Source organism: Pseudomonas sp. R2-7-07, assembly GCF_003852355.1.
Classification (GTDB): domain Bacteria; phylum Pseudomonadota; class Gammaproteobacteria; order Pseudomonadales; family Pseudomonadaceae; genus Aquipseudomonas.
This window is the reverse complement of the sequence record NZ_CP027759.1, coordinates 3,572,686-3,599,661: the sequence shown is the minus strand read 5'-3', so window position 1 is coordinate 3,599,661 and position 26,976 is coordinate 3,572,686. Positions and strand designations below refer to the sequence as shown.

The window sequence follows — 26,976 nt, the reverse complement described above, 5'->3', positions numbered from 1 at the left end:
AAGTGTCCACCATGTCCCCGCACACCCGTCAACCATGTGTCCGGTCCGTACACGCTTTTCAAAAGTGAGCCGCCGTTGGGCGGAACCCATAGCAGCCGTTACCGCAGCAACGGATATGTACTCGCTCTGATCCAGCATCCTGGTCGGCCCTGAGGCCGCCATCGGGAGCAAGCCCCCTCCCACATTTGGATCGCGCGGCATCAGTCAGATAGCTATAGGCCGCCAGGCTGCCACGGGAGCAAGCTCCCTCGCCACAGGTTCGGTGTCGCCTTAACCGACTGGCGTTAGGGCATGGCCCTCTCACATTGGTATTGTGGTGCTCGTTATAGCGCCGTCAGCCAGGAGCAAGCATGTCTACCGTCGTTCGTACTGCCCAAGCCTCAGATGCCGAGGGCATCAGCCAGGTCATCCTCGCCGCCTTGCACGGCAGCAATGCACGGGATTACCCGGCGGATGTGATCGCTCGCGTGGCGAGCAATTTCACACCCGAGGCGGTGCTGGAACTGCTCAAGCGTCGTGTGGTGCTGGTGGCGGTAAAAGCCGATGTGATCGTCGCCACGGCGGCCCTGGACGCCAATGTGGTGCGCTCGGTGTTCGTCAATCCGGTGCTGCAAGGGCAGGGCATTGGCCGGCTGCTGATGATCGAGATCGAGCTGCGCGCCCGTGAAGCCGGGGTGAGCGTGTTGAGTGTGCCGTCTTCGCTGACCGCCGAGCCGTTCTATAGCAAGCTGGGTTTTCATACCGTGCGCGATGTCTACCACGGCAACGAGCGTACGCTGGTCATGGAAAAGGCGCTGCTGTCTCGGCACCCCATCGGCCCGTATCGCGACCGCCAGCACCGTGCGCAGGTGGTTGCGTTATGGCAGGAAGCGTTCGGCTATGACACCGCGCATAACCTGCCGACCCTGGCGATCGATAAGAAACTGGCGGTCAATGACGGGCTTTTCTTTGTCGCCACCGACAAAAAAACCGTGATCGGCACGATCCTCGCCGGGTACGACGGCCATCGTGGCTGGCTGTATTCGGTGGCGGTGCACGCCGACTATCGTCGCCACGGCCTGGGATCATCGTTGGTGCGTCACGCGGAACAGGCGTTGACGGCACTGGGTTGCATGAAGATCAACCTGCAGATCACCAGCGGCAATGATGCGGTGGCGGGGTTTTACGAGGCGTTGGGGTATGGGGTGGAACAGAGGATCAGCATGGGCAAGAGGATTGCCAGTAACATCCCCCAATCTTGAAAATACCGGTAATCAAAATGTGGGAGGGGGCTTGCTCCCGATAGCAATGTGTCAGTCACCGAAGATGTTGACTGATACACCGCCATCGGGAGCAAGCCCCCTCCCACATTGGGTTTTGCGTTGTGGCTATTAGACCTTGACGATCCAACCCGCTGGCGCTTCAACATCACCGGTCTGCACGCCCGTCAGCTCTTTGTAGAGCTTCTGGGTAACCGGGCCCACTTCGGTCTCGCTGTGGAACACGTGCAGTTTGCCGTTGTACTGGATGCCACCGATCGGCGAGATCACCGCAGCGGTGCCGCAGGCGCCGGCTTCCTTGAATTGGTCCAGCTTGTCGATGAACACCTCGCCCTCGACCACGGTAAGGCCCAGGCGGCTCTGGGCCAGTTCGATCAGCGACAGGCGGGTGATGCCCGGCAGTACCGAAGGCGACTTCGGTGTGATGAACTGGTTGTCATGGGTGATGCCGAAGAAGTTGGCCGAGCCGACTTCTTCGATTTTCGAATGGGTCATCGGGTCCAGGTAGATCGCGTCGGCGAAGCCGGATTTTTTTGCTTCCGAACCTGGCATCAGGCTGGCGGCATAGTTACCGCCGACTTTCGCGGCACCGGTGCCTTGTGGCGCGGCGCGGTCGAAGGTGGAGATCTGGAAGTTGTGGGGCACCAGGCCGCCTTTGAAATAGGCGCCGACCGGGATGCAGAACACCGAGAAGATAAACTCCGGCGCGGAGCGCACACCGATGTTGTCACCGGTGCCGATCACGAACGGGCGCAGGTACAGCGCGCCGCCGCTGCCGTAAGGCGGGATGAAGCGCTCGTTGGCCTTGACCACTTGTTTGCAGGCGTCGATGAACGCATCGGTCGTCACATGCGGCATCAGCAGGCGGGCACAGCTGCGCTGCATGCGCGCGGCGTTCTGGTCCGGACGAAACAGGTTGATCGAGCCGTCCTTGCAGCGGTAGGCCTTGAGGCCTTCAAAGCACTGTTGGCCGTAGTGCAGGGCGGTGGAGCCCTCGCTGATGTGCAGCACGTTGTCGTCGGTCAGGGTGCCGTCTTGCCATTCGCCGTTTTTCCAGACCTGGAGAAACCGCTTATCGGTCTTGATGTAGTCAAAACCCAGCGTGTCCCAATTGATGCTCTCGTTACCCATGACACCCTCTATCTTGGTCAAGTCGGATTTTTTTCTGGATGGGCGCAACAATACTTCATTCGCGGGCCCGTTCGCATCCCCCACGTCCTCTGTAGGAGCGAGCTTGCTCGCGAAAAACTCCAGGGCGCCGCGTTCATTCTGGTTTCACGCGTTATCGTTGGCGATTTTCGCGAGCAAGCTCGCTCCTACAGGTGGTGTGTTATTTACAGATGCAACGCGTGGCCCAGGGCGCGCAGCGCCGCTTCCTGTACGGCTTCACCCAGCGTCGGATGGGCATGGATGGTGCCGGCCACATCCTCCAGGCGCGAGCCCATTTCCAGGCTCAGGCCAAACGCCGTAGACAGTTCCGATACACCGGCGCCCACCGCCTGCCAGCCGACAATCAGGTGATTGTCACGCCGTGCCACCACCCGCACGAAACCGATGTTCGACTCCAGGGTCATGGCCCGGCCATTGGCGGCGAAGGGGAAGCTCGACACGATGCACTCCACACCGGCTGCCTTGGCTTCGTCAGGCGTCTTGCCGACCACCACCAGTTCCGGGTCGGTAAAGCATACGGCCGGGATCGCCGCCGGGTTGAATTCGCGGGATTTGCCACTGATCAGTTCGGCAACCATTTCGCCCTGGGCCATGGCGCGGTGCGCCAGCATTGGCTCGCCGCTCAGGTCGCCGATGGCCCAGACGTTGCGCATGCTGGTTTGGCAACGGCTGTCGATCTTGATCGCCGCGCCGTTCATCGCCAGGTTCAGCGCTTCGAGGTTCCAGCCCTGGGTGTTGGGTTTGCGACCCACGGCCACCAGCACCTGGTCGGTCTCCAGCGCCAGCGTGTCGCCATTAGGGTCGCGCACCTGCAGGCGGTTGTCGGTAAACCCAGTGACGGCGTGCTGGAGGTACAGCTTGATGCCCAGTCGTTTGAGCGACTCGCCGACCGGTTGGGTCAGCTCGGCGTCATAGGCCGGCAGGATGCGCTCCTGGGCCTCGACCACACTGACCTCGGCCCCGAGCTTGCGGTAGGCAATCCCCAGCTCCAGGCCGATATAACCGCCGCCCACCACGATCAGCCGCTTCGGCACACGGGTCGGTGCCAGGGCTTCGGTGGACGAAATGACCGGCCCGCCCAGCGGCAGCATCGGCAGCTCGACGCTTTTCGAACCGGTGGCCAGCAGCAGGTGTTCGCACTGAATGCGCTGGTCGCCCACGTCGACAGTCTTGCCGTCCACCACCTTGGCCCAACCGTGAACCACCTGCACCTTGTGTTTTTTCAGCAGCGCGGCGACGCCGGTGGTCAGGCGGTCGACGATACCGTCTTTCCATTCTACGCTTTTGCGGATGTCCAGGGTGGGCACATCCATTTCGATGCCCAGGGGCGAGCCCTGGCTGTGGTGAACGCTTTGCTGGAACTGTTCGGCCACGTGGATCAAGGCTTTGGACGGAATGCAGCCGATGTTCAGGCAGGTACCGCCCAGCGCCTGGCCTTCCACCAAAATGGTCGGGATGCCCAGCTGGCCGGCGCGAATCGCGGCCACATAACCGCCCGGGCCGCCGCCGATAATCAGCAGGGTGGTGTGTAATGTCGAAGTCATGCCCTTACTCCAGAAACAGGCTGGCGGGTTGTTCGAGCAGGCTGCGAATGGCCTGGATGAATTGCGCCGCGTCCATGCCATCGACCACGCGGTGATCGAACGAGCTGGAGAGGTTCATCATCTTGCGCACCACGATCTGGCCCTTGATCACCATGGGCCGCTCGACGATGCGGTTGACACCGACGATGGCGACTTCCGGCAGGTTCAGTACCGGCGTGCTGACAATCCCGCCCAGCGCGCCGAGGCTGGTCAGGGTGATAGTCGAGCCCGACAGCTCGTCGCGGCTGGCCTTGCCAGTGCGTGCAGCCGTGGCCAAGCGTGCGATTTCTTCGGCATTGCCCCATAGGCTGCGGGCTTCGGCGTGGCGCACCACCGGCACCATCAGGCCAACGTCGCTCTGGGTGGCGACGCCCACATGCACCGCACCGAGGCGGGTGATGACCTGGGCTTCGTCGTCGTAGCGCGCGTTGATCTGGGGGAAATCGCGCAGTGCCACCACCATGGCGCGCACGATGAACGGCAACAGGGTCAGCTTGCCGCGGGTGGCGCCGTGTTTTTCATTGAGGTGCACGCGCAGCTCGTCCAGCGCCGTGACGTCGATTTCTTCCACATAGCTGAAATGCGCGGCGCGGCGGGTGGCGTCCTGCATGCGCTGGGCGATCTTGCGGCGCATGCCGATCACCGGAATCTGGTGCTCGTCGTTGCGTTCGGCGTAGGGGTTGGCCGCTGTCGCGGTGTTGCTCGTGCCTTGCTGAAGGTAGGCGTCGAGGTCTTCATGCAGAATCCGCCCGGCCGGGCCTGTGCCCTGTACCAGGCGCAACGCAATACCCGCATCCAGCGCACGCTTGCGCACGGCGGGAGAAGCCAGCGGGCGGTCAGCCGCATCGCGGGCCACGGGGGCTTGAGGTTTGGTGGCGACAGGCGCGGGCTTGGCTTCAACCGGTGCCGGTTTGCTCTCCACCACCGGCGCGGCTTTTTCTACCGGTGCGGCCACGGCTGGCGCTTCCTTGGCGTTACCCGCGCCTTCCACTTCAATGCTGATCAAAATACTGCCCACCGCCATGACTTCACCCGGCTCGCCGCCGAGGGAAATCACCTTGCCGTGGACCGGCGAGGGAATATCCACCATCGCCTTGTCGGTCATCACATCCGCCAGTACCTGGTCTTCGACGACCATGTCGCCGACCTTGACATGCCACTGCGACAGTTCAACTTCCGCGATGCCTTCGCCAATGTCCGGCATCTTGATTACATGCGTGCCCATTCAGACCTCCATGACCCGTTTCAACGCCGCGCCCACTCGGGACGGGCCTGGGAAATACGCCCACTCCTGCGCGTGCGGGTAGGGGGTGTCCCAGCCGGTGACGCGCTCGATCGGCGCTTCCAGGTGGTGGAAGCAATGCTCCTGCACCAGCGCCACCAGCTCGGCGCCAAACCCGCAGGTGCGCGTAGCTTCGTGCACCACGACGCAACGGCCGGTCTTTTTCACCGAGTTGACGATGGTTTCCAGGTCCAGCGGCCACAGGCTGCGCAGGTCGATGACTTCGGCGTCGATGCCGGTTTCTTCGGCGGCGACTTGCGACACGTACACGGTGGTGCCGTAGGTCAGCACGGTCACGGCCGAACCCGGACGCACGATGGCGGCCACGTCCAGCGGCACGGTGTAGTAACCGTCCGGCACTTGCGCTTGCGGGTGTTTTGACCACGGCGTCACCGGGCGGTCGTGGTGGCCATCGAACGGGCCGTTATACAGGCGCTTGGGTTCAAGGAAGATCACCGGGTCATCGTTTTCGATGGAGGCGATCAGCAGGCCCTTGGCGTCGTAAGGGTTGGACGGCATCACCGTGCGCAGGCCGCAGACCTGGGTGAACACCGCTTCGATACTCTGGCTGTGGGTCTGGCCGCCGTAGATGCCGCCGCCGCACGGCATGCGCATGGTCAAGGGCGCGGTGAACTGACCGGCCGAGCGATAACGCAGGCGCGCAGCCTCGGAGATGATCTGGTCGGTGGCGGGGTAGACGTAGTCGGCGAACTGGATTTCCGCGACCGGGCGCAGGCCGTAGGCGCCCATGCCCACCGCCACGCCGATGATGCCGCTTTCGGAAATCGGCGCGTCGAATACCCGTGAGCTGCCGTACTTGGTCTGCAGGCCTTCGGTACAACGGAACACGCCGCCGAAGTAACCGACGTCCTGGCCGAACACCACCACGTTGTCGTCACGTTCAAGCATCACATCCATGGCCGAGCGCAGGGCCTGGATCATGGTCATGGTGGTGGTGGTCATGGCGGTTTCCAGTTCGATGCTGTTGTTGTGATCGTTCATGTCAGACCCCCAGCTCTTGACGCTGGCGCTTCAAGTGCTCCGGCATCTCTTTATAAACGTCTTCGAACATGGTCGCGGCGCTTGGAATCTGGCCGCCGGCGAGGGTGCCGTACTGTTCGGCCTGTTTTTGCGCGGCGATCACTTCGGCTTCAAGTTCGGCACTGACTGCCGCGTGCTCCTCTTCGGACCACTGGCCAATCCGGATCAGGTGCTGCTTGAGACGGGCAATCGGGTCGCCCAGGGGGAAGTGGCTCCAGTCATCGGCAGGGCGGTACTTGGACGGATCATCGGAGGTCGAGTGCGGGCCGGCGCGGTAAGTGACCCACTCGATCAGGCTCGGCCCCAGGTTACGGCGCGCACGCTCGGCGGCCCAGGCAGACGCGGCGTACACCGCAATGAAGTCGTTGCCGTCGACCCGCAGCGAAGCGATACCGCAACCCACGCCGCGTCCGGCGAAGGTAGTGGCTTCACCACCGGCGATGGCCTGGAAGGTCGAAATGGCCCATTGGTTATTCACCACGTTGAGGATCACCGGGGCGCGGTAGACGTGGGCGAAGGTGAGGGCGGTGTGGAAGTCCGATTCTGCGGTGGCGCCGTCGCCGATCCAGGCCGAGGCGATCTTGGTATCGCCCTTGATCGCCGAGGCCATGCCCCAGCCCACGCCCTGTACGAACTGGGTGGCGAGGTTGCCGGAAATGGTGAAGAAGCCGGCGTCCCTGACCGAGTACATGATCGGCAACTGGCGGCCCTTGAGCGGGTCGCGCTCGTTGGACAGCAGTTGGCAGATCAGGTCGACCAGCGGCACATCGCGAGCCATCAGGATGCTTTGCTGGCGGTAGGTGGGGAAACACATGTCGTCAATGTTCAAGGCCAGGGCCTGGGCGCTGCCAATGGCTTCTTCGCCTAGGCTCTGCATGTAGAACGACATTTTTTTCTGGCGCTGGGCGACCACCATGCGGTTGTCGAAGATGCGCGTCTTGAGCATCGCGCGCATGCCTTTGCGCATGATGTCGGCGCTGACACCCTCGGCCCACGGGCCCAAGGCCTGGCCCTGGTCGTCGAGCACGCGGATCAGGCCCTTGGCCAGGTCGGCGGTGTCGGCCGGTTCTACGTCGATGGCGGGTTTGCGCACCAGGCCGGCGTCGGTCAGGCGCAGGTAGGTGAAGTCGGTCTTGCAGCCTGGACGGCCCGAGGGTTCAGGGACGTGCAGGCGCAGCGGTTCGTACGGCTGGGTCATGGCTTCTACGCTCGATCTTGTGAATTTCTTGTAGTGGGCGCGCTAGCTGACAGTCAGTCTTCGGGTAGAAGAAATCTTGTCCTACAACAATCATAGGCGTGGCGTAGAAGAATATTTATCTGTGTTTCGTTGCGCTCAAGATCATTTGCGGATAAAAAATCTGCATAAACATAATAAACAGGTGATTTTGTCTCATGCGCAAACTGGACCGTACCGATATCGGCATTCTCAACGCCCTGCAGGAGAACGCGCGCATCACCAACGCCGACCTGGCCCGCTCGGTCAACCTCTCCCCCACGCCGTGCTTCAACCGGGTGAAGGCGATGGAGGAGTTGGGCTTGATTCGCGAGCAGGTGACGCTGCTGGATGCCGACCTGCTGGGATTGCATGTGAATGTGTTCATCCATGTGAGCCTGGAAAAGCAGAATGAACTGGCGTTGCAGCAGTTCGAAGGGGCGATCTCCGACCGGCCGGAAGTGATGGAGTGTTACCTGATGGCGGGCGATCCGGATTATCTGATCCGGGTGCTGGTGCCGACGATCCAGGCCCTGGAGCGCTTCATGATGGACTTTCTGACCAAGGTGCCGGGTGTGGCGAACATCCGTTCCAGTTTTGCCTTGAAGCAAGTGCGCTACAAAACCGCACTGCCGTTACCGGCCAACGGCATCAGCCTCGGTTCCTGACACACCGAAGGTCGAAATGTGGGAGGGGGCTTGCTCCCGATAGCGGTGTGACAGTCAACTTATCTGTAGCTGACTCACCGCCATCGGGAGCAAGCCCCCTCCCACATTTTTAACCGCATTTCAAAGTTGGTTGAGGGGAATCTTCAGGTACGTCACGCCGTTTTCTTCCGCCGGCGGCATATTCCCCGCCCGCACATTCACCTGGATCGCCGGCAACAGCAGCGTCGGCATCCCCAGCCCGGCATCACGGGCGGTGCGCATCGCTACAAACGCCGCTTCATCCACCCCGTCATGCACATGGATGTTCCCCGCCCGTTGTTCCGCCACCGTGGTCAGGCACTTGGCCTCACGGCCCTCGGGTGGGTAGTCGTGGCACACATACAGTTTGGTATCCGAAGGAAAGGCCAGCAACTTGCGCATCGACGCGTACAACTGCCGCGCATCGCCGCCGGGGAAGTCGCAGCGCGCAGTGCCGACATCGGGCATGAACAGGGTGTCGCCCACCAGGATCAAACGCCCGTCGATCAGGTAAGCCATGTCCGCCGGGGTATGCCCGGGTACATGCAGCGCCTGGGCCTGCAGGCCGCCAATGTGAAAGATCTCATCCGGCGCAAACAAGTGGTCGAACTGCGAGCCATCGACGCGAAACTCCGGTTCCAGGTTGAACAGGTGCTTGAACACGCCCTGCACCTGGCTGATGGACTGGCCGATGGCAATCTTGCCGCCCAGGGTGCGTCGCAGGTAAGGCGCAGCGGACAGGTGGTCGGCATGGGCGTGGGTTTCCAACAGCCATTGCACTTTGAGGCCATGCTCTTGGACAAACGCAATCACCTGGTCGGCCTGCGTGGTCTCGGTGCGCCCGGAAGCCGGGTCGTAGTTGAGCACCGAGTCGACGATGGCGCAGGCACCGCCGTGCGCTTCATAGACGACGTAGGTATAAGTCGACGATGCCTCGTCCAGAAAGGCTTGAATCAACGCTGGCATGGCGGCTGTCCCCGATGCGGAAAAAAGTAGTTACAATCAGTTTACGTTTACACATAATGTTTTGAGCTTAAGTGAGACGAAGGAGCCGAGGCAAATGGAATCTACGTTGAGTGAGGGCGAAGTCGCCCAGTTGCGTGCATCGGCGTCCAAGGCCTGTTCCTTGCTCAAGGCGTTGGCCAACGAAGACCGCCTGTTGATCCTGTGCCAGTTGACCCAGGGCGAGCGCAACGTCGGCGAGCTGGAAGCGCTGACCGGCGTACGTCAGCCTACGCTGTCACAACAGTTGGGCATCCTGCGGGACGAAGGGTTGGTTGCCACCCGTCGGGAAGGCAAATACATCTTCTACGGATTGGCCAGCCACGAAGTGATTCAAGTGATGAAGACCCTGTCCGGCCTGTACTGCGGCGCGGTCATAAAAAGCTGGGCGTGACGCCATCCGGCAGCGACCCTTGTGTGCACTGACTCAAAAAGGCAGCAGACAATGACCGAACAACACTGGGGACCTACCATCAGTGGCGATATCGTAGTCATCGGCGGCGGCTCCGCAGGCATCGGCCTGCTGGCCAGCCTGCTCAAGCGCGACCCGCACCTGAACATCACCCTGATCGAACCCAACGACTTCCATTGCTATCAGCCCGCCTGGACCCTGGTCGGCGGCGGCGCCTATAACCTGCAAAAGACCCGGCGCCCGTTGGCCGACGTACTGCCCAACGGCGTCACCTGGATCCAGGCCGCGGTCAGCCAGTTGCTGCCTGACGAGCAGAGCCTGGTGCTCGACAACGGCCAACGCGTCAGCTGGCGCCACTTGATCGTCTGCCCCGGTCTGCGCCTGGCCTGGGAAAAGATCGAAGGCCTGCAAGATACCCTCGGCCGCCATGGTGTCACCTCCAACTACAGCTACGAGCATGCCGCCTACACCTGGCAACTGGTGCAGCAACTCAACGGCGGCAAGGCGCTTTTCACCCAGCCGGCCATGCCGATCAAATGCGCCGGTGCACCGCAGAAGGCCATGTACCTGTCCTGCGATCATTGGCTCAGGCAGGGCGTCCTGAAAAACATCGAGGTGGAATTCAACCTGGCCGGTGCCGCGCTGTTCGGCGTGCCGGCCTTCGTGCCGCCGTTGATGAAATACGTCGAGAAATACAACGCACGCCTGGCGTTCAATGCCAACCTGATCAAGGTCGATGGCCCGGCACGCAAGGCCTGGTTTGAAGTAAAGGACGCCGAAGGCAACGTCAGCCTCGTCGAAAAAACCTTCGACCTGCTGCATGTGGTGCCGCCGCAAGTCTCCCCGGATTTTATCCGCCAGAGCCCGCTGGCCGACGCCGGGGGCTGGTGCGAAGTGAACCCCCACAGTCTGCAGCACTTGCGCTACCCGCATATCTTCGGCCTCGGCGATGTGTGCGGCACCACCAACGCCAAGACCGCTGCGGCGGTGCGCAAGCAAATCGTGGTGGTTGCCGAGAACCTGCTGGCCCTGCGCAAACAGGCGCCGCTGCCGCTCAAGTACGACGGCTATGGCTCCTGCCCGTTGACGGTGGAGAAGGGTAAGGTGGTGCTGGCCGAGTTCGGTTATGGCGGCAAGCTGCTGCCGACTTTTCCTCTCGACCCGACCCGGGCGCGCCGCTCAATGTGGTTCCTCAAGGCCACGCTGCTGCCGTGGTTCTACTGGAACGGCATGCTCAAGGGCCGCGAGTGGCTGACCCGCCTGAGCAAGGTGGACTGAATGCTGCTGGCGAGTGTGTTGGGTGTATTGATGGGCCTGGTCATGGGCCTGACCGGTGCGGGCGGCGGCATCCTCGGGGTGCCGGCATTGGTGCTGGGGTTGGGACTGACCATGACCCAGGCCGCGCCGGTGTCATTGCTCGCGGTGGGCGCGGCGGCGGCGGTGGGCGCGATTGACGGCCTGCGCCATGGCCTGGTGCGTTACCGCGCGGCCTTATTGATCGCGTTGCTGGGCGCGCTGTTTTCGCCGCTGGGGGTGTTCGTCGCCCATCAACTGTCGGAGCCGGTGCTGATGGGCCTGTTCAGCGCCTTGATGGTGCTGGTGGCCTGGCGCATGTTGCGGCGCGAAAAGCTCGAGGCCGGGCCGAGCGACCATGGCGCCGCCTCCTGGGGCCAGAAGAATTGCATGCTCAACCAGCAGACCGGCCGCCTGGCCTGGACCGCCAAATGCACCGCGACCCTGGCGGCGCTGGGGGCGGTGACCGGCGCTGTGTCGGGGCTGCTCGGTGTGGGCGGCGGTTTCCTGATCGTGCCGGCGTTCAAGCAACTCACCGATGTGCAGATGCGCGGGATCGTCGCCACCTCGTTGATGGTCGTCAGCCTGCTGTCGTTGATCGGCGTGGTGGGGGCCTTTCACGCCGGGGTGAGCATCGAGCCGGTGGGCTGGGTGTTTATCGGCGCGAGTATCGTCGGCATGTTGGCTGGGCGGCGCTTGTGTTCGGTGATGCCTGCGCGTGCGCTGCAGGTGGGCTTCGCCAGTCTGTGCGTGGTTGTGGCCGCAGGCATGCTGCTCAAGGCTTTTTAGATACCCTCAGTTATGCGCTCAAAAGTGACAAAATGAACCCCGCTCAGGTTTACTGTTCTCTGAGTCATGGCTTCACCGGCCTTGCGCGTCGGTTCATCAAGGTCACCGAATGGATAAGTACACCCCACACGCCTGGCAACCCCACGAGCGGCCGAGCCTGCCCGGCTCGCCGTCGACGCCGTTGCACCCCACTCACAAGCGCTGGCTGTTTGCGCTGGTCGGCGTACTGGTGGCAATCACCGGCGGGTTGGGCAACGCGCTGGTCATTGCCAACCTGCAATACCTGCAAGGCGCCCTGGGCGCGACCACGGCGGAAATGGCCTGGCTGCCCGCCGCCTATGTGATGACCAACGTGTGCATGAACCTGCTGCTGGTGAAGTTTCGCCAGCAGTTCGGCCTGCGCGCGTTTACCGAAGTGTTCCTGGTGCTGTATGCGCTGGTGACCTTCGGCCATTTGTTCGTCAACGATCTCAATTCCGCCATCGCCGTGCGCGCGGCCCATGGCATGGTGGGGGCGGCGCTGAGTTCGTTGGGCTTGTACTACATGATCCAGGCGTTCCCGGCCAAGTGGCGCTTGAAAGCCCTGGTGCTGGGCCTGGGCACCGCGCAGCTGGCATTGCCCCTGGCGCGGCTGTTCTCCGAGGACTTGCTGCAGATCGCCGAATGGCGTGGCCTGTACCTGTTCGAGCTGGGCCTGGCGTTGATCTGCCTGGGCTGTGTGTTCCTGCTCAAGCTGCCGCCCGGCGACCGCTTCAAGACCTTTGAAAAACTCGATTTCCTCACCTTCGCGATCCTGGCCACCGGCGTCGCCTTGCTCTGCGCGGTGTTGTCCCTGGGGCGTATCGACTGGTGGCTGGAAGCGCCGTGGATCGGCATCGCCTCGGCCTGTTCGCTGGTGTTGATCATGGCCGGGCTGGCCATCGAGCATAACCGCGCCAACCCGCTGCTGATGACCCGCTGGCTGGGCAGCGGCACCATGATTCGCCTGGCATTGGCGGTGATCCTGATTCGCATGGTGCTGTCCGAACAATCCACCGGCGCGGTAGGTTTCATGCAGATGCTGAACATGAGTTACCAGCAGATGCATACGCTGTACGTGGTGATGCTGGCCGGGGCGATTGCCGGGCTGGTGGTCAGCGCCTTGACGATCAACCCGGCGCACTTGTTGATGCCGCTGGTGATTTCCCTGGCGCTGATGGCGACCGGGTCGGTGATGGACAGTTTTTCCAGCAACCTCACCCGGCCGCAGAACCTGTATATCAGCCAGTTCCTGCTAGGCTTTGGCGGGACCTTCTTTCTCGGGCCGACCATGGTGCTGGGCACCAAGAATGTGTTGACCAACCCGCGCAACCTGGTGAGTTTCTCGGTGATGTTCGGGATTTGCCAGAACCTCGGCGGCCTGATCGGCGCGGCGTTGCTCGGCACCTTCCAGATCGTGCGCGAGAAATATCATTCAAGCCTGATCACCGAACACCTGACCCTGCTTGACCCGCGCGTCGCGGCGCGGGTGCAAAGTGGTGGCTCGGCCTATGGCGGCATCGTCGCCGACCCGGAGTTGCGCAACCTCATGGGCATCCGCAGCCTGGCCACGGCGGCAACCCGTGAAGCGAACGTGATGGCTTACAACGATGTGTTCATGCTGATCGCGATCATCGCGATCCTGACCATGATCTGGATCTTTATCCGCAGCCTGTGGCTGATGAGCACCACCAAAGCAGCAACCCCTCCCGTTCAACCTGTCGGCGCCTCTTCATGACCGAACCCACGACCACCACTACCAATGCCATCGCCTCCACCCCCGAGGGCACCACGCCGCCGGGCGCTGCGGTGACCGAACCGCGCTCGCTGCGGGTGCGCATCCTTTCGTCCCTGGGCTTTGCCGCGATTGCCATCGTCGGCGTGCTGATCGTGCTGTATGCCTGGCAACTGCCGCCGTTCAGCAGCGCGGTGGAAACCACTGAGAATGCCTTGGTGCGCGGGCAGGTGACGATTATCGGCCCGCAGCTCAGCGGCTATGTATTCGAAGTGCCGGTGCAGGACTTTCAGTATGTGAAAACGGGCGACCTGCTGGTGCGCCTCGACGACCGTATCTACAAGCAACGCCTGGACCAGGCCCTGGCGCAACTGGCGGTGCAGAAAGCGTCGTTGGCCAATGTGGTGCAGCAACGCAACAGCGCCGAAGCGACCATCAAATTGCGCCAGGCCGCGCTGGTCGACAGCCAGGCCCAGGCGCGCAAAAGCACCGCAGACTTGCGCCGCAACGAGGAATTGATCAGCGACGGCTCGGTGTCCAGGCGCGAACTGGACGTGACCCGTGCCGCCAATGCCCAGACTATCGCTGCCGTGGCCCAGGCCCAGGCCAGCCTGGAAATCGCCCGGCAGGACCTGCAGACGGTGATCGTCAATCGCGGCTCCCTGGAAGCGGCAGTGGCCAGCGCGGAGGCGGCGGTGGAATTGGCGCGGATCGACCTGTCCAACACCCGCGTCACCGCGCCACGGGACGGCCAACTGGGGCAGATTGGCGTGCGCCTGGGGGCCTACGTCAACTCCGGCGCGCAATTGATGGCGCTGGTGCCCAAGCAGTTGTGGGTGATCGCCAATATGAAAGAAACCCAGATGGACAATGTGCAGGTCGGCCAGCCGGTGACCTTCACCGTGGACGCGCTGAACCACCGCAAGTTTCACGGCACGGTGCAGCATATTTCCCCGGCGACCGGGTCGGAATTCAGCCTGTTGCAGGCAGACAACGCCACCGGCAACTTCGTGAAAATCGCCCAGCGCGTGCCGGTGCGGATCACGGTCGACCCCGACCAGGCCGAGAGCGAGCGGCTGCGGCCGGGGTTGTCGGTGGTGGTGAGTATCGACACGGCAGGAAGGCTCAAAAACAGCCCGCCCTGAAGGAACTCGGTCAATGTGGGAGGGGGCTTGCTCCCGATTGCGGTGTATCAGTCAGCAGTTTTTTTACTGACCGACCGCTATCGGGAGCAAGCCCCCTCCCACATTTGGACTGTATTTCAGGGTGAAATCGAGGTGGATCGACTGGTTCTGTTCCAATAGCTTCAAGCCCGGCCTACCCGGCAAGTGATGGGCATTGACCGGATGGCTTACCGGCTCGATGCAGAAAAACCCCAGCCCCGGCGGGCAGTACAGCAGGAAGTAATCGGCGCCGCTGGCCTGGCATTCGAGGGTATATCCAAGCTCCGGTTGTTCGATCAAGCAGTACCCATCCCACTCGCAGAATCCATTGTCCACCAGGCCTTCCGGCAGGGTTTGGGGTTGCCTGAAATCCCACTCCTGCGGCACCGGCGCCAACCCCGTCGGCAGCTTGGCCGCGTCACTCATCCACACCTGCGCCGCCTTGGCCTGCAAGCGCGTACCCGGCCGACGCGGGAAGTACGGGTGCAAGCCTACGCCATGCCATGCGGCTGTTTCGGCCAGATGCGTGACGCGCAACTCGATCCTCAGCACCCCACCGCTCAAGCGGATGCGCTGCTCGGCGCGATAGGCGAACGGTGTGTCACAGAGCACTTGCAGCAGTACCTCATCCGCCGACTGGCTGACCACCTGCCACGCTTGCTGCCAGGCCGAGCCGTGAATCGGCAGCGGATCGGTGAGGCTGTTGGGCTTGAGCGCGAGCCAGCCGTCAGGGTTGGCGAAACCGCCGTGGGCAATGCGGTTGGACCAGGGCACCAACGGATAGCAGCCCAGCTTGCCCGGCAAACCGGTATTGATTGCCTGCTCATCACTGTACCGCAACAGCGGTTGGCCGGTGGCGCGTACCGTCCAGTTGACGAGGCTGCCGCCGAGGGCGGGGGCGAGTACCAGATGGGTGAATTGATCCGTAAGCTCAATCACAATTGACCTGCCTTATGGAAGTGGTAAACACAGCGCTGCTCAAAATGTGGGAGGGGGCTTGCCCCCGATTGCGGTGTTTCAGTCAAAGATGCTCAGACTGACCCACTGCTATCGGGGGCAAGCCCCCTCCCACATTCAAGCATCTTTGTTCTTGAGGTTGGGGTTACAGCACCACGCTCGGCAACCACAGCGACAATGCCGGAATGTAGGTCACCGCTATCAACACCAGGAACAGCACTGCATAAAACGGCAGCAGCGCCTTCACGGTCTTCTCAATGCTGACCTTGCCCACCGCCGCGCCTACGAACAGCACCGCGCCCACCGGCGGGGTGATCAGGCCGATCCCCAGGTTCACCAGCATGATCATGCCGAAGTGCACCGGGTCGACGCCGATGCCGAGGATCACCGGCAACAGGATCGGTGTGAGGATCAGGATCAGCGGCGCCATGTCCATCACCGTGCCGAGCAACAGCAGCATCACGTTGATGCACATCAGGATCACGTAGCGGTTGTCCGACAGGGTCAGGAACAGCGTGGTGATCTTCGCCGGGATCTGCATCAGGGTCATGATGTAGCCGAAGCTGGCGGCGAAGGCGATCAGGATCATCACGATGGAAATGGTGCGCACCGTGCGGTGCATCAGCTTGGGCAGCTCACTCCATTTGTAGTCGCGGTAGATGAACATGGTCACGAAGAACGCCCACAGCACTGCAATCGCGGCCGACTCGGTGGCGGTGAAGATACCCGACAGGATGCCGCCGAGGATGATCACCATGGCCATCAGGCCCCAGAGCGCGTCGGCGGCGATCTTCAGCGCCTGCTTCAAGGGGATGACTTCGCCTTTGGGGTAATCGCGCTTTCTCGCGAAGATCAGGCACAGCACCATCAGGCACGCGCTCATCAACAGGCCTGGCACTACACCGGCCATGAACAGCGAGGCGATCGAGACCGTGCCGCCTGCCGCCAGGGAGTAGAGCACCGAGTTATGACTGGGCGGCGTCAGCAGCGCCTGCACCGAGCCGCTGACCGTCACCGCAGTGGCAAACTCGCGCGGATAGCCGCGGCGTTCCATCTCCGGAATCAGCACCGAGCCGACCGACGCGGTGTCGGCCACCGACGAGCCTGAGATCGCGCCGAAAAACGTCGAGGCCATGATGTTGACCAGCGACAGCCCGCCGCGCACGAAGCCCACCAGCACCCCGGCAAACGCCACCAGCCGCCGCGACATGCCGCCCTCGGCCATGATCGCGCCGGCCAGTACGAAGAACGGAATCGCCATCAGCGAAAACTTGTTCACCCCACCCGCCACCTGAATCATCAGGGCCTGGAACGGAATGTCGATCCACCATGCGCCGATCAGCGCCGACAAGCCCAGGGCGTAGGCCACCGGCATGCCGATCAGGATCAAGGCGATAAAGCTGCCCAACAGAATAAACGCGTCCATATCAGGCGGCCCCTTCGCTTTCTTCAACCAGGTCGAAGCGCACCACGCGCCGGTTGCTCTGGTCGCCCAGCAGCAGTTTTTCCACCACGAATATCAAGGTCAGCAAGCCGCCAATCGGAATCGGCATGTAGGTGATGCCGACCCGCAGCGTGGGGATGGCGCTCATGAACTGGTTCCAGGTGGACAGGCACAGCTTGGCGCCCCAGATCGTCATGAACAGACAGATGGTGCCCATCAGCAGTTGCGAAACAATGCCGACGATGCGGCGTTGGGCGGGCGGCAGGCGGTCGGTGACCATGGCCACCGACATATGCGCACCGGCGCGGTAGCTGGCAGCAGCGCCGATAAAGGTAAAGACCAGCATCAGCAGGATGGCGGTGGGCTCCGGCCAGCTTGAGCCGGTGCCGAGGATATAGCGGGCAAAAATGCCCCAGGGAATGATCAGTGCGACCCCGAGCACCGAGAGGCCGGCGACCCAGATGCAGGTCATGTAGATGCGGTCATTGATGCGCAGCAGTAGATTCTTCATGGCGTTCACCGTAACCGGGCGCGGCCCCCTGCATGAGCAGCGGGCCGCGCCGGGCCTTGTCAGGAAGGAGGGCGTTATTGAACGGCGTCGATACGCTTGATGATGTCGGCGTAAGGCGCGCCGTACTTGGCGCGAACCTGTGCGGTGGCGTCATAGAAGGGTTTTTTGTCGACGGTGATGAACTCGACCCCGGCCTTCTTGAGTTTTTCCTCACTGCTGGCGGACTTGGCATCCCACAGCACGCGCTCGTCAGCCTGGGCGGCCTTGGCGGCTTTCTTGACCATGTCCTGCTGCGCGGGGCTGAGCTTGTTCCAGGTGATCTTCGACATCACGATGGGCTCGGGCAAAATCAAATGCTCGGTGAGGGTGTAGTACTTGGCGTTCTGGAAATGGTTGTGCTCGAGCAGCGTCGGCGGGTTGTTTTCCGCGCCGTCGATCACACCGGTCTGCAATGCGCTGAAGATCTCGCCGGTGTCCATGGCAATGCCGTTGGCGCCCATCGCATTGAAGGCGTCGATGAACAGCGGGTTGCCCTGGACGCGAATTTTCATGCCCTTGAGGTCTTCGATCTTGCGCACCGGTTTTTTGGTGTAGAGATTGCGCGTGCCGCCGTCCATCCAGGCCAGGGCGACCAGGCCGAACTCGGAATCGGTGATCTTGGCGAGGATCTCATCACCAATCTCGCCGTCGATGACCTTGCGCATGTGCGCCTGGTCGCGGAACACGAAGGGCAGGTTGAACACGTTGACGTCCGGTACCACCGGGCCGACGATGCCAAGGCTGACGCGGGTCATCTGCACGGCGCCGACCTGGGCCTGTTCGACCACTTCCTTTTCCGAACCCAGCACGCCGCCCGGAAAGTACTTGAAGGTCAGTTCGCCGTTACTTTCCTTGGTCAGGGCCTCGCCCATGTTTTTTTCGGCGACAACGGTGGGGTAGCCGGCGGGGTGGATGTCGGCGAACTTGATTTCCAGCGCGTGGGCAGCGCTGCTGAGGGCCACGAGTGTGGCGGCGAGCAAGGTGCGTTTGAAGTCCATGGTCGGTCATTCCTGTCTTGTTATTGTTGTATTCAAGGCACAGCGATGCAGCTAGAGGATGAAGCTGGGTTCGGGCAGTCCCTGCACGCCAGGGTTGAGGGCAAACACGCCGCCGGACAGCGATTGTTCACTCGCGTCGTCACGGATCGAGGTGACGTACAGGGTGTCCAGGCGACTGCCGCCAAAGGCGCACATGGTGGGTTTTTTTACCGGTACGGGCAGCGACTGGTCGAGGCGGCCGTCCGGGGTGAAGCGGTGGACCAACCCGGCGTCGTTGGCGCAGATCCAGTAGCAGCCGTCGGCGTCTACCGCTGCGCCATCGGGCCGACCGAGGTGGTGATGCATATCGACGAATACGCGGCGGTTGGACGGCGTGCCGGTCTCGATGTCGTAGTCGAAGGCCCAGATCTGCTGCACCAACGGGTGTGAGTCGGAGGCGTACATCGTGCGGCCATCGGGGCTGAACGCCAGGCCGTTGAGAGTGATGAAACCGTCCAGCTGTGCGTGGGGCGCAGCGCCTGAGGCGTAGCGATAAAGGATGCCTTCGGCGGCATTCAAGCTCATGTCCAGCACCATGCTGCCGGCCCAGAAGCGGCCCTGGCGATCACAGCGGCCGTCGTTCAGGCGCATATCCGCGCGCGGGTGCTCGACGCCGGCCAGCGGCGTGGTCTTGAGGCTGCCATCGCTGTGCGGGGTCAGTTGGAAAAAACCGCTCTGCATGCCGGCGACCCAGTTGCCTTTATCGGTGCGAGCAATACAGGCGAGCACCTGCGGGGCCTGCCAGGCTGCCACCTGGCCTGTGGTCGCGTCCCAGCGCTGCAGGCGACCGTTGGGAATATCCACCCAGTACAGGGCGTTTTCCTCGGGCACCCACACCGGGCATTCACCCACGGCGTTGCGGGCGTCGACAATCAATTCTGCACTCATGGCCACTCATTCCCTTGGGTTGCTGTGAACTCAGTCACCGAATGGCCCAGCAGCGCAGAACGCGCCGCCCTGATAGAGCTTGGCCGGATCGTTGTCAGCCACCGGCGGCTGGGCCTCGACCTGGGCGCGGAACACTTCGGAGCTGTCCTTGGGCGCAAAACCCAGGTGCGCGGCGTAGCGGTTGTCCCACCAGGTGTCCTGGTTATTCGACATGCCATAGACCACGGTATGGCCGACGTTCGGCGTGTACAGCGCGCGTTCGAGCAGTTGGGTCAGGTCGTCGAAGCTCAACCAGGTGTGCATCATCCGGCGGTTCTGCGGTTCCGGGAACGAAGAGCCAATACGGATGCTCACGGTCTCGATGCCGTAGCGGTCGAAGTAGAAACTCGCCATGTCTTCGCCATAGGACTTGGACAGGCCGTAGTAGCTGTCCGGGCGGCGCGGTGAGTGGGCGTCGAGCTTTTCGTCCTGTGGGTAGAAGCCGATCACATGGTTGGAGCTGGCGAAGATCACGCGCTTCACACCATGACGGCGCGCGGCTTCGTAGATGTGGAAAACGCCGCTGATATTGGCGCCGAGCACTTCTTCGAAAGGGCGCTCCACCGACACGCCGCCAAAGTGCAGGATCGCATCGACGCCTTCCACCAGATGGTGCACGGCTTGTTTGTCGGAAAGATCGCAGGTTTGTACTTCTTCATGGGCGGCGGCGGGGGCCATATCAGCGATGTCTGACAGGCGCAGCACTTGGGCGTAGGGACGCATGCGCTCGCGCAGCACTTTACCCAGGCCGCCGGCGGCACCGGTGAGCAGGATGCGGTTGAAGGGAACGGGGGTAATGGTGGTCATGGGTAGTCCAATTTTTTGTTGTAGGTTGTCGTATGACTAGGCCGAAGTATTGTTAGGGATCCCCAGGTTGTCAACGTTCTTGCAGGCGAGTGAGATTCAAATGTGGAAGGGGGCTTGCTCCCGATAGCGGTGGCACAGTCAGAAATGTATTCACAGACACTCCCTCATCGGGGGCAAGCCCCCTCCCACATTGGTTTTGCAGTGGTTTTCAGATCACCAACAACTTTTAAAGCAGTGAGATTGGATAACTTACAAAGATCCGGTTCTCGTCGAATTCGTTGTTGCTGAAATCCCGACGCATGGTCGAGTTACGCCACCTGACGTTCAGGTCCTTCAGTGCGCCGCTCTGCACGGTGTAGGCGAGTTCCGATTCGCGGCCCCATTCCTTGCCGTCGGTGATCGCCCCGGTGTGCACGTTACTGCCGCTGATGTAGCGGTTCATCATGGTCAACCCAGGAACGCCAAGCACCACGAAGTTGAAGTCGTGGCGCAGCTGCCAGGATTTTTCCTTGGCGTTGTCATAGCTGGAGTTATAGCTGTCGTTGGCCAGCGTGCCGCCGCTGGTGCCGTTGACGCGCATCCACACACTGTCGCCAGTGAGTTTCTGCAGGCCCACGTAGAAGGTGTTGCCGTTGTACTTGGCCGACAGCAGGGCGAACACGGTCTTGTTATCGAGGTCGCCGGCCAGGGCGCTGCCGTCTTCCTTGCCATTGAAGAAGCCGAGGTTGGCGCCCAGGGTCCAGTCACCCACCGGCTGGCTGTGGGTGAGGTTGAGGTACTGTTGCTGGTAGATATCGGTGAGTTCGGCGTACCACAGGCCGACCTGGGTGCGTTTGTCATTGAACGTGTATTCGCCGCCGCCGAAGTTGAACCGGTCGGAGGTGAACGCGGCTTTGCCGTTCATGAACATGTCTTCCATGCTCGCGTCGTTGCGCGGGCTGTTGCCGCGAAACTGGCCGCCGTAGAGGGTCAGGCCGGCGATCTCGTTGGACGTTACCTGGCCGCCGCGGAAGGTCTGGGGCAGGGAACGGCCGTCATCGGAGCGCAGGATCGGCAGCACCGGCATCCATTCGCCGACCTTCAACTCTGTCTTCGATAGCTTGGTTTTCAACGCCACGCCCAGGCGTCCGAAATTATCGGCAGGGCGCCCATCGTCATGCACCGGCAGCAATTGGGTGCCAGCGGTGCCTTTGCCGCCATCGAGCTTTTGCGAGTACAGGCCCAGGACATCAATGCCGAAACCCACGGTGCCACGGGTGTAGCCGGACCTGGCATCGAGAATGAAGTTTTGCGTCCACTCTTCGGCTTTGCCCTGGGGATTGGCGGGGTTGGTGAAGTTACGGTTGAAGTAGGCGTTGCGCAGGTTGAGCGTAGCCTTGGCATCGTCGACGAACCCATCGGCGTGGGCCGTGAGGGGTAAGGTAAATGCGAGGCTGCCGAGGCTGATCAAACCGAGACGCGAGGACAAATGACGGGCGAATTGACTCACAGTGAGGCTCCCTTTCTTTTGTTGTTTTTATTATTCGTCATACGTTGTCGTACAACGATGGGCGGGATATTTACGGGGTTTTAAAGGAGTGTCAAGCAGAAGTTATGGGATGACTTGCTCGGTCTATCTAAATGTGGACACGGTCAAAATGTGGGAGGGGGCTTGCTCCCGATAGCGGTGGGTCAGCTACACATAAGTTGACTGTCACACTGCCATCGGGAGCAAGCCCCCTCCCACATTTGATTGGTGACCAATCATAAGAATGGCGGAATTTCAGCCGGCCATGACCATCGGCGGCAGGGTGCCCAGCAGGGAAACCGCTGCCACTGCTGCAATACCCAATAGCCATTCCAGCAGGACACTGGCCTTCAAGCTGCCCACCCGCTGTTCACACTGTTCCACGCGCAATCGGTTCAGCAAGGCCAGCACCAACATGCCCGCTACAAGCAGCACCTTGATCAGCAGAATCAAGGCAAACCCTTCAAACGGCGGGGTAGGCCACAGTTGCCCGGTGAGCACGCGCACGTTGACCAAACCGGTCACCAGCAGGCCGGCAACCAGGCCATAACCCACCCCACTAAAGCGCCGCAGGATCGGCCGCAGGGTCAGCGGCTGTGGCTGTCTGAGGATCAACACCAGCAGCAGCAAGCCGCCCAGCCAGGCACCGACGCACGCCAAGTGCACCACTTGGTTGAGGATCAGCAGTCGCCCGCTGAGGCCATCGAGCATGGCGCCATGGCCCACCGGAGCCAGGGTCGCCAGCAACAGCGCGACCAGCGGCAGGCGCAGGGCCGGCCACGGCTTGATCAATACGAACACCAGCAACAGGTTGAGCAGCAGGTGCCAGACCCATACCTGCCCGAAAAAGGTGCTGCCCAATACCAACATCACCGTGGCCGGTTGCAGCGCGGCGTCCCACCCGCCGGCCATGCTCGCAGTGATCAGCAACAGCCACGCGACCCCGGAGCCCAGCCCCAGCCAGGCCAGGCCTCGGGTCAAGCGCAGTAGGCGCCGGTCGAGCGCCGGTTGCGCAGCCGTACCGAGCAACAGAGGCCTGAACACACAGACCCCGAACAGCAGCAGCACCACGATGAAATGCACAAAACGGCACAGCACCAGCAGGGTCGCCATGGATTATTGGCCAACCTTGAAGCTGTAAGTGCCTTCGCTCTTGTGGGTGTCGACGGACACGGCGTGCCACTCGACCTTGTAAGTACCGGCCGCCAGCGGAGCGGCAGGGGTGACCACCAGGGTTTTTTTGTCGGTGTCCGGGGTTTCCAGGCCCTTGATCGCGATTTCCGTGCCGTCCTTGCTCAGGGACACCTTGGTGAACGTCGCTTCGACGCCTTCGCTGAAGGTCAGGCGCAGGTCTGTCGGTGCGGCAACATTGCTGTCTGCCGCTGGCGTGGCGCTTTTCAGGTGCGCGTGGGCAAAGGCTGCAGACGCGCCCAGCAGGGAGGCGAGCAGGGCGACGATGGTCAGGGACTTCTTGATCAACATTGTTCAATACCAATCAGAGGATAGAAGCGAGCAGTGTACGAAGTTTCGGTTCGGCGTGTCGCCCCGATCTAGAGCGGATGGTAGTCTCTAGGTCGTGTTGTTGTCAGGGAGCCCTTATGGGCAATCACAAGATCGGAATTCGGCGGGTCAACGTCGAGAAAATCCTGCTGGCCGCAGAGAAAGTCTTCGCTGAAAAAGGCTATGGCAGCACCGCCATGGCCGATATCGCCAAAGAGGCGCAACTACCGCGCTCGAACCTGCATTACTACTTCACCACCAAGAGCGATCTGTACAGCGCGGTGCTGTTCGACCTGCTGGACCTGTGGAAACAGGACGCCCTGAGCTTCGAGACTTTCGATGACCCACGGGTGGTGCTCAGCAGCTACATTCGCGCCAAGATGCAACGCTCGCGCACGCGGCCGTATGGTTCGAAAGTCTGGGCCAATGAAATCATCCACGGTGCGCCCACCCTGGGTGAGGCGCTGGATGAAAGCCTGTACGACTGGGCCAAGATGAAAGAAGCGAAAATTCGCCATTGGGTGGAAGACAAACGCATCCTGCCGGTGGAGCCGTCGAGCCTGCTGTACATGATCTGGGCATCGACCCAGCACTATGCCGACTTCGATCATCAGGTGAACATTTTGAATGATCACCAGCCGTTGTCGGATATGCAGTTTGAGCGGGCGATACAGACGGTGACCGGGGTGATATTGCGCGGGATTGGGCTGGAGCCCTGAATAGTATGGTGAGGTTTAGGGCCCCATCGGGAGCAAGCCCCCTCCCACATTTGGAATGCATTCCAAATGCGGGAGGGGGCTTGCTCCCGATAGCGGTCTGAAGGACTTACACAGCCTCCCTGTAGGGATTCCTCGGATCCTGGGTCCAATTCAAAAACGGCTTACCCGTTTCGACCGGCACCATCTCGATGCAATCGGCCACTGGACAGGTGATCTGGCACAGGTTGCAGCCCACGCACTCGTCATCGATCACCTCATATTTATGCGTACCATCCGCCTGCTTCAAGCTGGCGATGGCCTGGTGCGAGGTATCCTCACAGGCGATATGGCAACGCCCACAGCCGATGCACGCCGCCTGGTCGATCTTGGCGATCACCTGGTAGTTGATGTCCAGGTACTTCCAATCCGTGGTGTTGCCCACCGCACGCCCGGAAAATTCCTGCAAGCTCTGGTAGCCCTGAGTGTCCATCCAGCGCGACAGCCCGTCCTTCATCTCTTCGACGATGCGGAACCCATGCAGCATCGCCGCCGTGCACACCTGCACCGCGCCGCAGCCCAGGGCGACGAATTCGGCGGCGTCACGCCAGTTGCCGATGCCGCCGATACCGCAGATCGGCAAGCCCTGGGTCTGCGGGTCGCGGGCGATTTCGGCGACCATGTTCAGCGCAATCGGTTTGACCGCCGAGCCGCAGTAGCCGCCGTGGGTACTCTGGCTGCCGACCATGGGCAGGGCGACCATGCGTTCCAGGTCGACGCTGGTGATGGAGTTGATGGTGTTGATCAACGACACCGCATCCGCGCCGCCGCGATAGGCCGCCCGCGCGGCCACGCGGATATCGGTGATGTTGGGCGTGAGCTTGACGATCACCGGCAGCGAGCAGTACGTCTTGCACCAGCGCGTCACCTGCTCCACGTACTCAGGCACCTGGCCGACCGCCGCGCCCATGCCGCGTTCGGGCATGCCGTGGGGGCAGCCGAAATTAAGCTCGATACCGTCGCAGCCAGTGGCTTCCACCTGCGGCAGGATGTTTTTCCAGGATTCTTCAATACAGGGCACCATCAGCGACACAATCAATGCGCGGTCCGGCCAGTCCTTTTTCACCTGGGTGATTTCGCGCAGGTTGATCTCCAGGGAGCGGTCGGTGATCAGCTCGATATTATTGATGCCCAGCACTTCGCGATTCGCCCCGTAGTGCGCCGAATAGCGCGACGACACGTTGACCGCCGCCGGGTCCTCCCCCAGGGTTTTCCACACCACACCGCCCCAGCCGGCTTCGAACGCGCGCACCACGTTGTAGGCCTTGTCGGTGGGCGGTGCCGAGGCCAGCCAGAACGGGTTGGGCGCTTTGATGCCGGCGAACACAATCGACAGATCAGCCATTACGCGGCCTCCACGTTGAGCATGAGTTGAGCGTGCATGGCCTCGGCGGCCAGCTTGCCGTGTTGCACCGCCTGCACGGTGAGGTCCTGGCCGAGGCTGACGCAGTCGCCGCCGGCATACACCCCGGGAATGCTGGTGCGCAGTTGCTCGTCGACGAAGATGCGTTCGCCCACGCGATGCAGCTGCTGAGCCAGCGGGTCGTGCAGCGCGTCGTTGTCAAAGCCCTGGCCGATGGCCTTGAAGATGGCGTCTGCGGCCAATTCGAAGGTTTCTCCGGTGGGGTGCAGGCGACCGTTCTCCATGCGCGTACGAGCGAAGCGCATGCCGCGTACACGCCCTTGATCGTCGAGCAGCACCTGCTCGGGCTGGGCCCAGGTCAGCAGGCGAACCTGATTGGCCTTGGCGATGTCCTGCTCATGGTGGGTCGCGCCCATGTCATCCAGGCCACGGCGGTACACCAGGTTCACATCACGCGCACCGAGGCGCGCCATTTGCACGGCCATGTCGATGGCGGTGTTGCCGGCGCCGAGCACGATGCAGCGGTCGGCCAGGGGCAGTTGGGTGAGGTCGTCGGCCTGGCGCAGTTCGCGGATGTAGTCGGTGGCGGCGAGCAGGCCGGGGGCGTCTTCGTCGGGCAGGCCGAGGCGTTTGCTGGCCGCCAGGCCGAGGCCGAGGAACACCGCGTCGAATTGCGCGTGCAGTTCGCTCAGGGTGAGGTTGTCGCCCAGGCGCTGGCCGTGACGGATCTCGATGCCGCCGATCTGCAGGAGGAAATCCAGTTCCTTTTGGGCGAAGTCGTCCACCAGTTTGTACTTGGCGATTCCGTATTCATTCAAGCCGCCGGCTTTTTCCCGGGCTTCGAAGATCACTACGTCATGACCGTGCAGGGCCGCACGGTGGGCGCAGGCCAGGCCCGCCGGCCCGGCGCCGACCACCGCGATGCGTTTGCCGGTGGGCGCGGCGCGCTGGAACGGGTGCTGGCTGAAGTGCGCGTTGTCGATGGCATAGCGTTGCAACAGGCCGATCAGCACCGGGGCGCATTCTTCGGCGTTGTTACGCACGCATGCTTGCTGGCAGAGGATTTCCGTGGGACAGACTCGAGCGCAACTGCCGCCGAGGATGTTGGCCGAGAGGATTTTCTGCGCTGCGCCCTGGACGTTGTCGGTGTGGATATTGCGGATGAACGAGGGGATGTCGATTTCGCTGGGGCACGCGTTCACGCACGGGGCGTCGTAGCAATACAGGCAGCGCGAGGCTTCAAGCTGGGCCTGGCGGGCATTGAGGGGCGGCGCCAGGTCGGTGAAATGGCTGGCGAGGGTGGGCCCGTCGTCATGGGGATGGGGGAGGTGGGTCAGGGTCTGGATCACGGTGGTGGCCTCACGGTTATTGAGGTGCTGCCTCTGATGGGCGATCGTTCCCATGCTCTGCGTGGGAATGCCTCACTGGACGCTCTGCGTCCGCTCTTGGAACGCGGAGCGTCCCTGGCTGCATTCCCACGCAG

The 26,976-nt window shown here is 62.1% G+C and carries 25 protein-coding genes; 8 read left to right on the top strand and 17 right to left on the bottom strand.

Annotated elements, in window-relative coordinates:
• Positions 1-350 precede the first annotated feature (350 nt).
• A complete protein-coding gene (locus tag C4J86_RS16400) occupies positions 351-1,241 on the top strand; it encodes a GNAT family acetyltransferase (RefSeq protein ID WP_124371173.1) in 891 nt (296 codons plus the stop codon).
• Positions 1,242-1,370: 129 nt separating this feature from the next.
• Here the strand turns inward: C4J86_RS16400 and C4J86_RS16395 are convergent, their stop codons facing one another.
• The 5 genes from C4J86_RS16395 to C4J86_RS16375 all read right to left on the bottom strand — a co-directional run bounded on the left by C4J86_RS16395 (position 1,371) and on the right by C4J86_RS16375 (position 7,533).
• A complete protein-coding gene (locus C4J86_RS16395; protein ID WP_124371172.1) occupies positions 1,371-2,390 on the bottom strand; it encodes a branched-chain amino acid aminotransferase in 1,020 nt (339 codons plus the stop codon).
• Between the two features lie 203 nt (positions 2,391-2,593).
• A complete protein-coding gene (gene lpdA / locus C4J86_RS16390) occupies positions 2,594-3,973 on the bottom strand; it encodes a dihydrolipoyl dehydrogenase (RefSeq protein ID WP_124371171.1) in 1,380 nt (459 codons plus the stop codon).
• Positions 3,974-3,977: 4 nt separating this feature from the next.
• On the bottom strand, positions 3,978-5,237 hold the full coding sequence (locus tag C4J86_RS16385; RefSeq protein ID WP_124371170.1) for a dihydrolipoamide acetyltransferase family protein: 1,260 nt from the start codon (positions 5,235-5,237) through the stop codon (positions 3,978-3,980).
• Positions 5,238-6,296 (bottom strand): alpha-ketoacid dehydrogenase subunit beta, encoded by a 1,059-nt coding sequence (locus C4J86_RS16380; RefSeq protein WP_124363420.1) that lies wholly within the window; start codon positions 6,294-6,296, stop codon positions 5,238-5,240. It lies immediately after the preceding gene.
• A 1-nt stretch (position 6,297) separates the two neighbouring features.
• Positions 6,298-7,533: a 3-methyl-2-oxobutanoate dehydrogenase (2-methylpropanoyl-transferring) subunit alpha gene (locus tag C4J86_RS16375; protein WP_124367525.1), complete on the bottom strand. Its 1,236-nt coding sequence runs from the start codon at positions 7,531-7,533 to the stop codon at positions 6,298-6,300.
• A 194-nt stretch (positions 7,534-7,727) separates the two neighbouring features.
• On the opposite strand from C4J86_RS16375, the gene bkdR reads away from it, so the two are divergent.
• Entirely contained in the window at positions 7,728-8,216 is a 489-nt protein-coding gene (gene bkdR / locus C4J86_RS16370) for a Bkd operon transcriptional regulator BkdR (RefSeq protein ID WP_124371169.1), read from the top strand.
• A gap of 120 nt (positions 8,217-8,336) precedes the next feature.
• Here the strand turns inward: bkdR and C4J86_RS16365 are convergent, their stop codons facing one another.
• Positions 8,337-9,200, bottom strand: a complete 864-nt coding sequence (locus C4J86_RS16365; RefSeq protein ID WP_124371168.1) for an MBL fold metallo-hydrolase — start codon at positions 9,198-9,200, stop codon at positions 8,337-8,339.
• Between the two features lie 94 nt (positions 9,201-9,294).
• Here C4J86_RS16365 and C4J86_RS16360 point away from each other — a divergent pair, with 94 nt between their 5' ends.
• The 5 genes from C4J86_RS16360 to C4J86_RS16340 all read left to right on the top strand — a co-directional run bounded on the left by C4J86_RS16360 (position 9,295) and on the right by C4J86_RS16340 (position 14,628).
• Positions 9,295-9,630 carry a helix-turn-helix transcriptional regulator gene (locus C4J86_RS16360; RefSeq protein WP_005789341.1) on the top strand — a complete coding sequence of 112 codons (336 nt, stop codon included), beginning with the start codon at positions 9,295-9,297 and terminating at the stop codon, positions 9,628-9,630.
• 51 nt (positions 9,631-9,681) lie between these two features.
• Positions 9,682-10,926, top strand: coding sequence for an FAD/NAD(P)-binding oxidoreductase (locus C4J86_RS16355; RefSeq protein WP_124371167.1), 1,245 nt, complete (start codon positions 9,682-9,684; stop codon positions 10,924-10,926).
• Positions 10,927-11,730 carry a sulfite exporter TauE/SafE family protein gene (locus C4J86_RS16350; RefSeq protein ID WP_124371166.1) on the top strand — a complete coding sequence of 268 codons (804 nt, stop codon included), beginning with the start codon at positions 10,927-10,929 and terminating at the stop codon, positions 11,728-11,730. It abuts the gene before it with no gap.
• A 109-nt stretch (positions 11,731-11,839) separates the two neighbouring features.
• Positions 11,840-13,486 carry an MFS transporter gene (locus C4J86_RS16345; RefSeq protein WP_124371165.1) on the top strand — a complete coding sequence of 549 codons (1,647 nt, stop codon included), beginning with the start codon at positions 11,840-11,842 and terminating at the stop codon, positions 13,484-13,486.
• Complete coding sequence (locus C4J86_RS16340; RefSeq protein ID WP_124371164.1) at positions 13,483-14,628, top strand: HlyD family secretion protein; 1,146 nt, start codon at positions 13,483-13,485, stop codon at positions 14,626-14,628. The genes C4J86_RS16345 and C4J86_RS16340 overlap by 4 nt, the downstream gene beginning before the upstream one ends.
• Positions 14,629-14,691: 63 nt before the next feature.
• On the opposite strand, the gene C4J86_RS16335 is transcribed toward C4J86_RS16340, so the two are convergent.
• From C4J86_RS16335 to copC, 9 genes are all read right to left on the bottom strand, one after another.
• Positions 14,692-15,585 carry an aldose 1-epimerase gene (locus C4J86_RS16335; protein WP_124371163.1) on the bottom strand — a complete coding sequence of 298 codons (894 nt, stop codon included), beginning with the start codon at positions 15,583-15,585 and terminating at the stop codon, positions 14,692-14,694.
• A gap of 163 nt (positions 15,586-15,748) precedes the next feature.
• Positions 15,749-17,029, bottom strand: a complete 1,281-nt coding sequence (locus C4J86_RS16330; RefSeq protein ID WP_124367520.1) for a TRAP transporter large permease — start codon at positions 17,027-17,029, stop codon at positions 15,749-15,751.
• 1 nt (position 17,030) lies between these two features.
• A complete protein-coding gene (locus tag C4J86_RS16325; RefSeq protein ID WP_124367519.1) occupies positions 17,031-17,558 on the bottom strand; it encodes a TRAP transporter small permease in 528 nt (175 codons plus the stop codon).
• Between the two features lie 74 nt (positions 17,559-17,632).
• Complete coding sequence (locus tag C4J86_RS16320) at positions 17,633-18,595, bottom strand: TRAP transporter substrate-binding protein (RefSeq protein ID WP_124367518.1); 963 nt, start codon at positions 18,593-18,595, stop codon at positions 17,633-17,635.
• A 51-nt stretch (positions 18,596-18,646) separates the two neighbouring features.
• Positions 18,647-19,522 carry an SMP-30/gluconolactonase/LRE family protein gene (locus C4J86_RS16315; RefSeq protein ID WP_124371162.1) on the bottom strand — a complete coding sequence of 292 codons (876 nt, stop codon included), beginning with the start codon at positions 19,520-19,522 and terminating at the stop codon, positions 18,647-18,649.
• 30 nt (positions 19,523-19,552) lie between these two features.
• Positions 19,553-20,368, bottom strand: coding sequence for an NAD(P)-dependent oxidoreductase (locus tag C4J86_RS16310; protein ID WP_124371161.1), 816 nt, complete (start codon positions 20,366-20,368; stop codon positions 19,553-19,555).
• A gap of 226 nt (positions 20,369-20,594) precedes the next feature.
• Complete coding sequence (locus tag C4J86_RS16305) at positions 20,595-21,857, bottom strand: OprD family porin (protein ID WP_124371160.1); 1,263 nt, start codon at positions 21,855-21,857, stop codon at positions 20,595-20,597.
• Between the two features lie 273 nt (positions 21,858-22,130).
• A complete protein-coding gene (gene copD, locus C4J86_RS16300; protein WP_124371159.1) occupies positions 22,131-22,988 on the bottom strand; it encodes a copper homeostasis membrane protein CopD in 858 nt (285 codons plus the stop codon).
• Positions 22,989-22,991: 3 nt separating this feature from the next.
• Positions 22,992-23,357, bottom strand: coding sequence for a copper homeostasis periplasmic binding protein CopC (gene copC / locus C4J86_RS16295; protein ID WP_124371158.1), 366 nt, complete (start codon positions 23,355-23,357; stop codon positions 22,992-22,994).
• 116 nt (positions 23,358-23,473) lie between these two features.
• Between copC and C4J86_RS16290 the strand changes: the two genes are divergently transcribed.
• A complete protein-coding gene (locus C4J86_RS16290) occupies positions 23,474-24,094 on the top strand; it encodes a TetR/AcrR family transcriptional regulator (RefSeq protein WP_124371157.1) in 621 nt (206 codons plus the stop codon).
• A gap of 106 nt (positions 24,095-24,200) precedes the next feature.
• Here the strand turns inward: C4J86_RS16290 and preA are convergent, their stop codons facing one another.
• Both preA and C4J86_RS16280 read right to left on the bottom strand, forming a co-directional pair.
• Entirely contained in the window at positions 24,201-25,475 is a 1,275-nt protein-coding gene (gene preA / locus C4J86_RS16285) for an NAD-dependent dihydropyrimidine dehydrogenase subunit PreA (RefSeq protein WP_124371156.1), read from the bottom strand.
• A complete protein-coding gene (locus tag C4J86_RS16280; RefSeq protein WP_124371155.1) occupies positions 25,475-26,842 on the bottom strand; it encodes an NAD(P)-dependent oxidoreductase in 1,368 nt (455 codons plus the stop codon). The genes preA and C4J86_RS16280 overlap by 1 nt, the downstream gene beginning before the upstream one ends.
• Between the last annotated feature and the right edge of the window lie 134 nt (positions 26,843-26,976).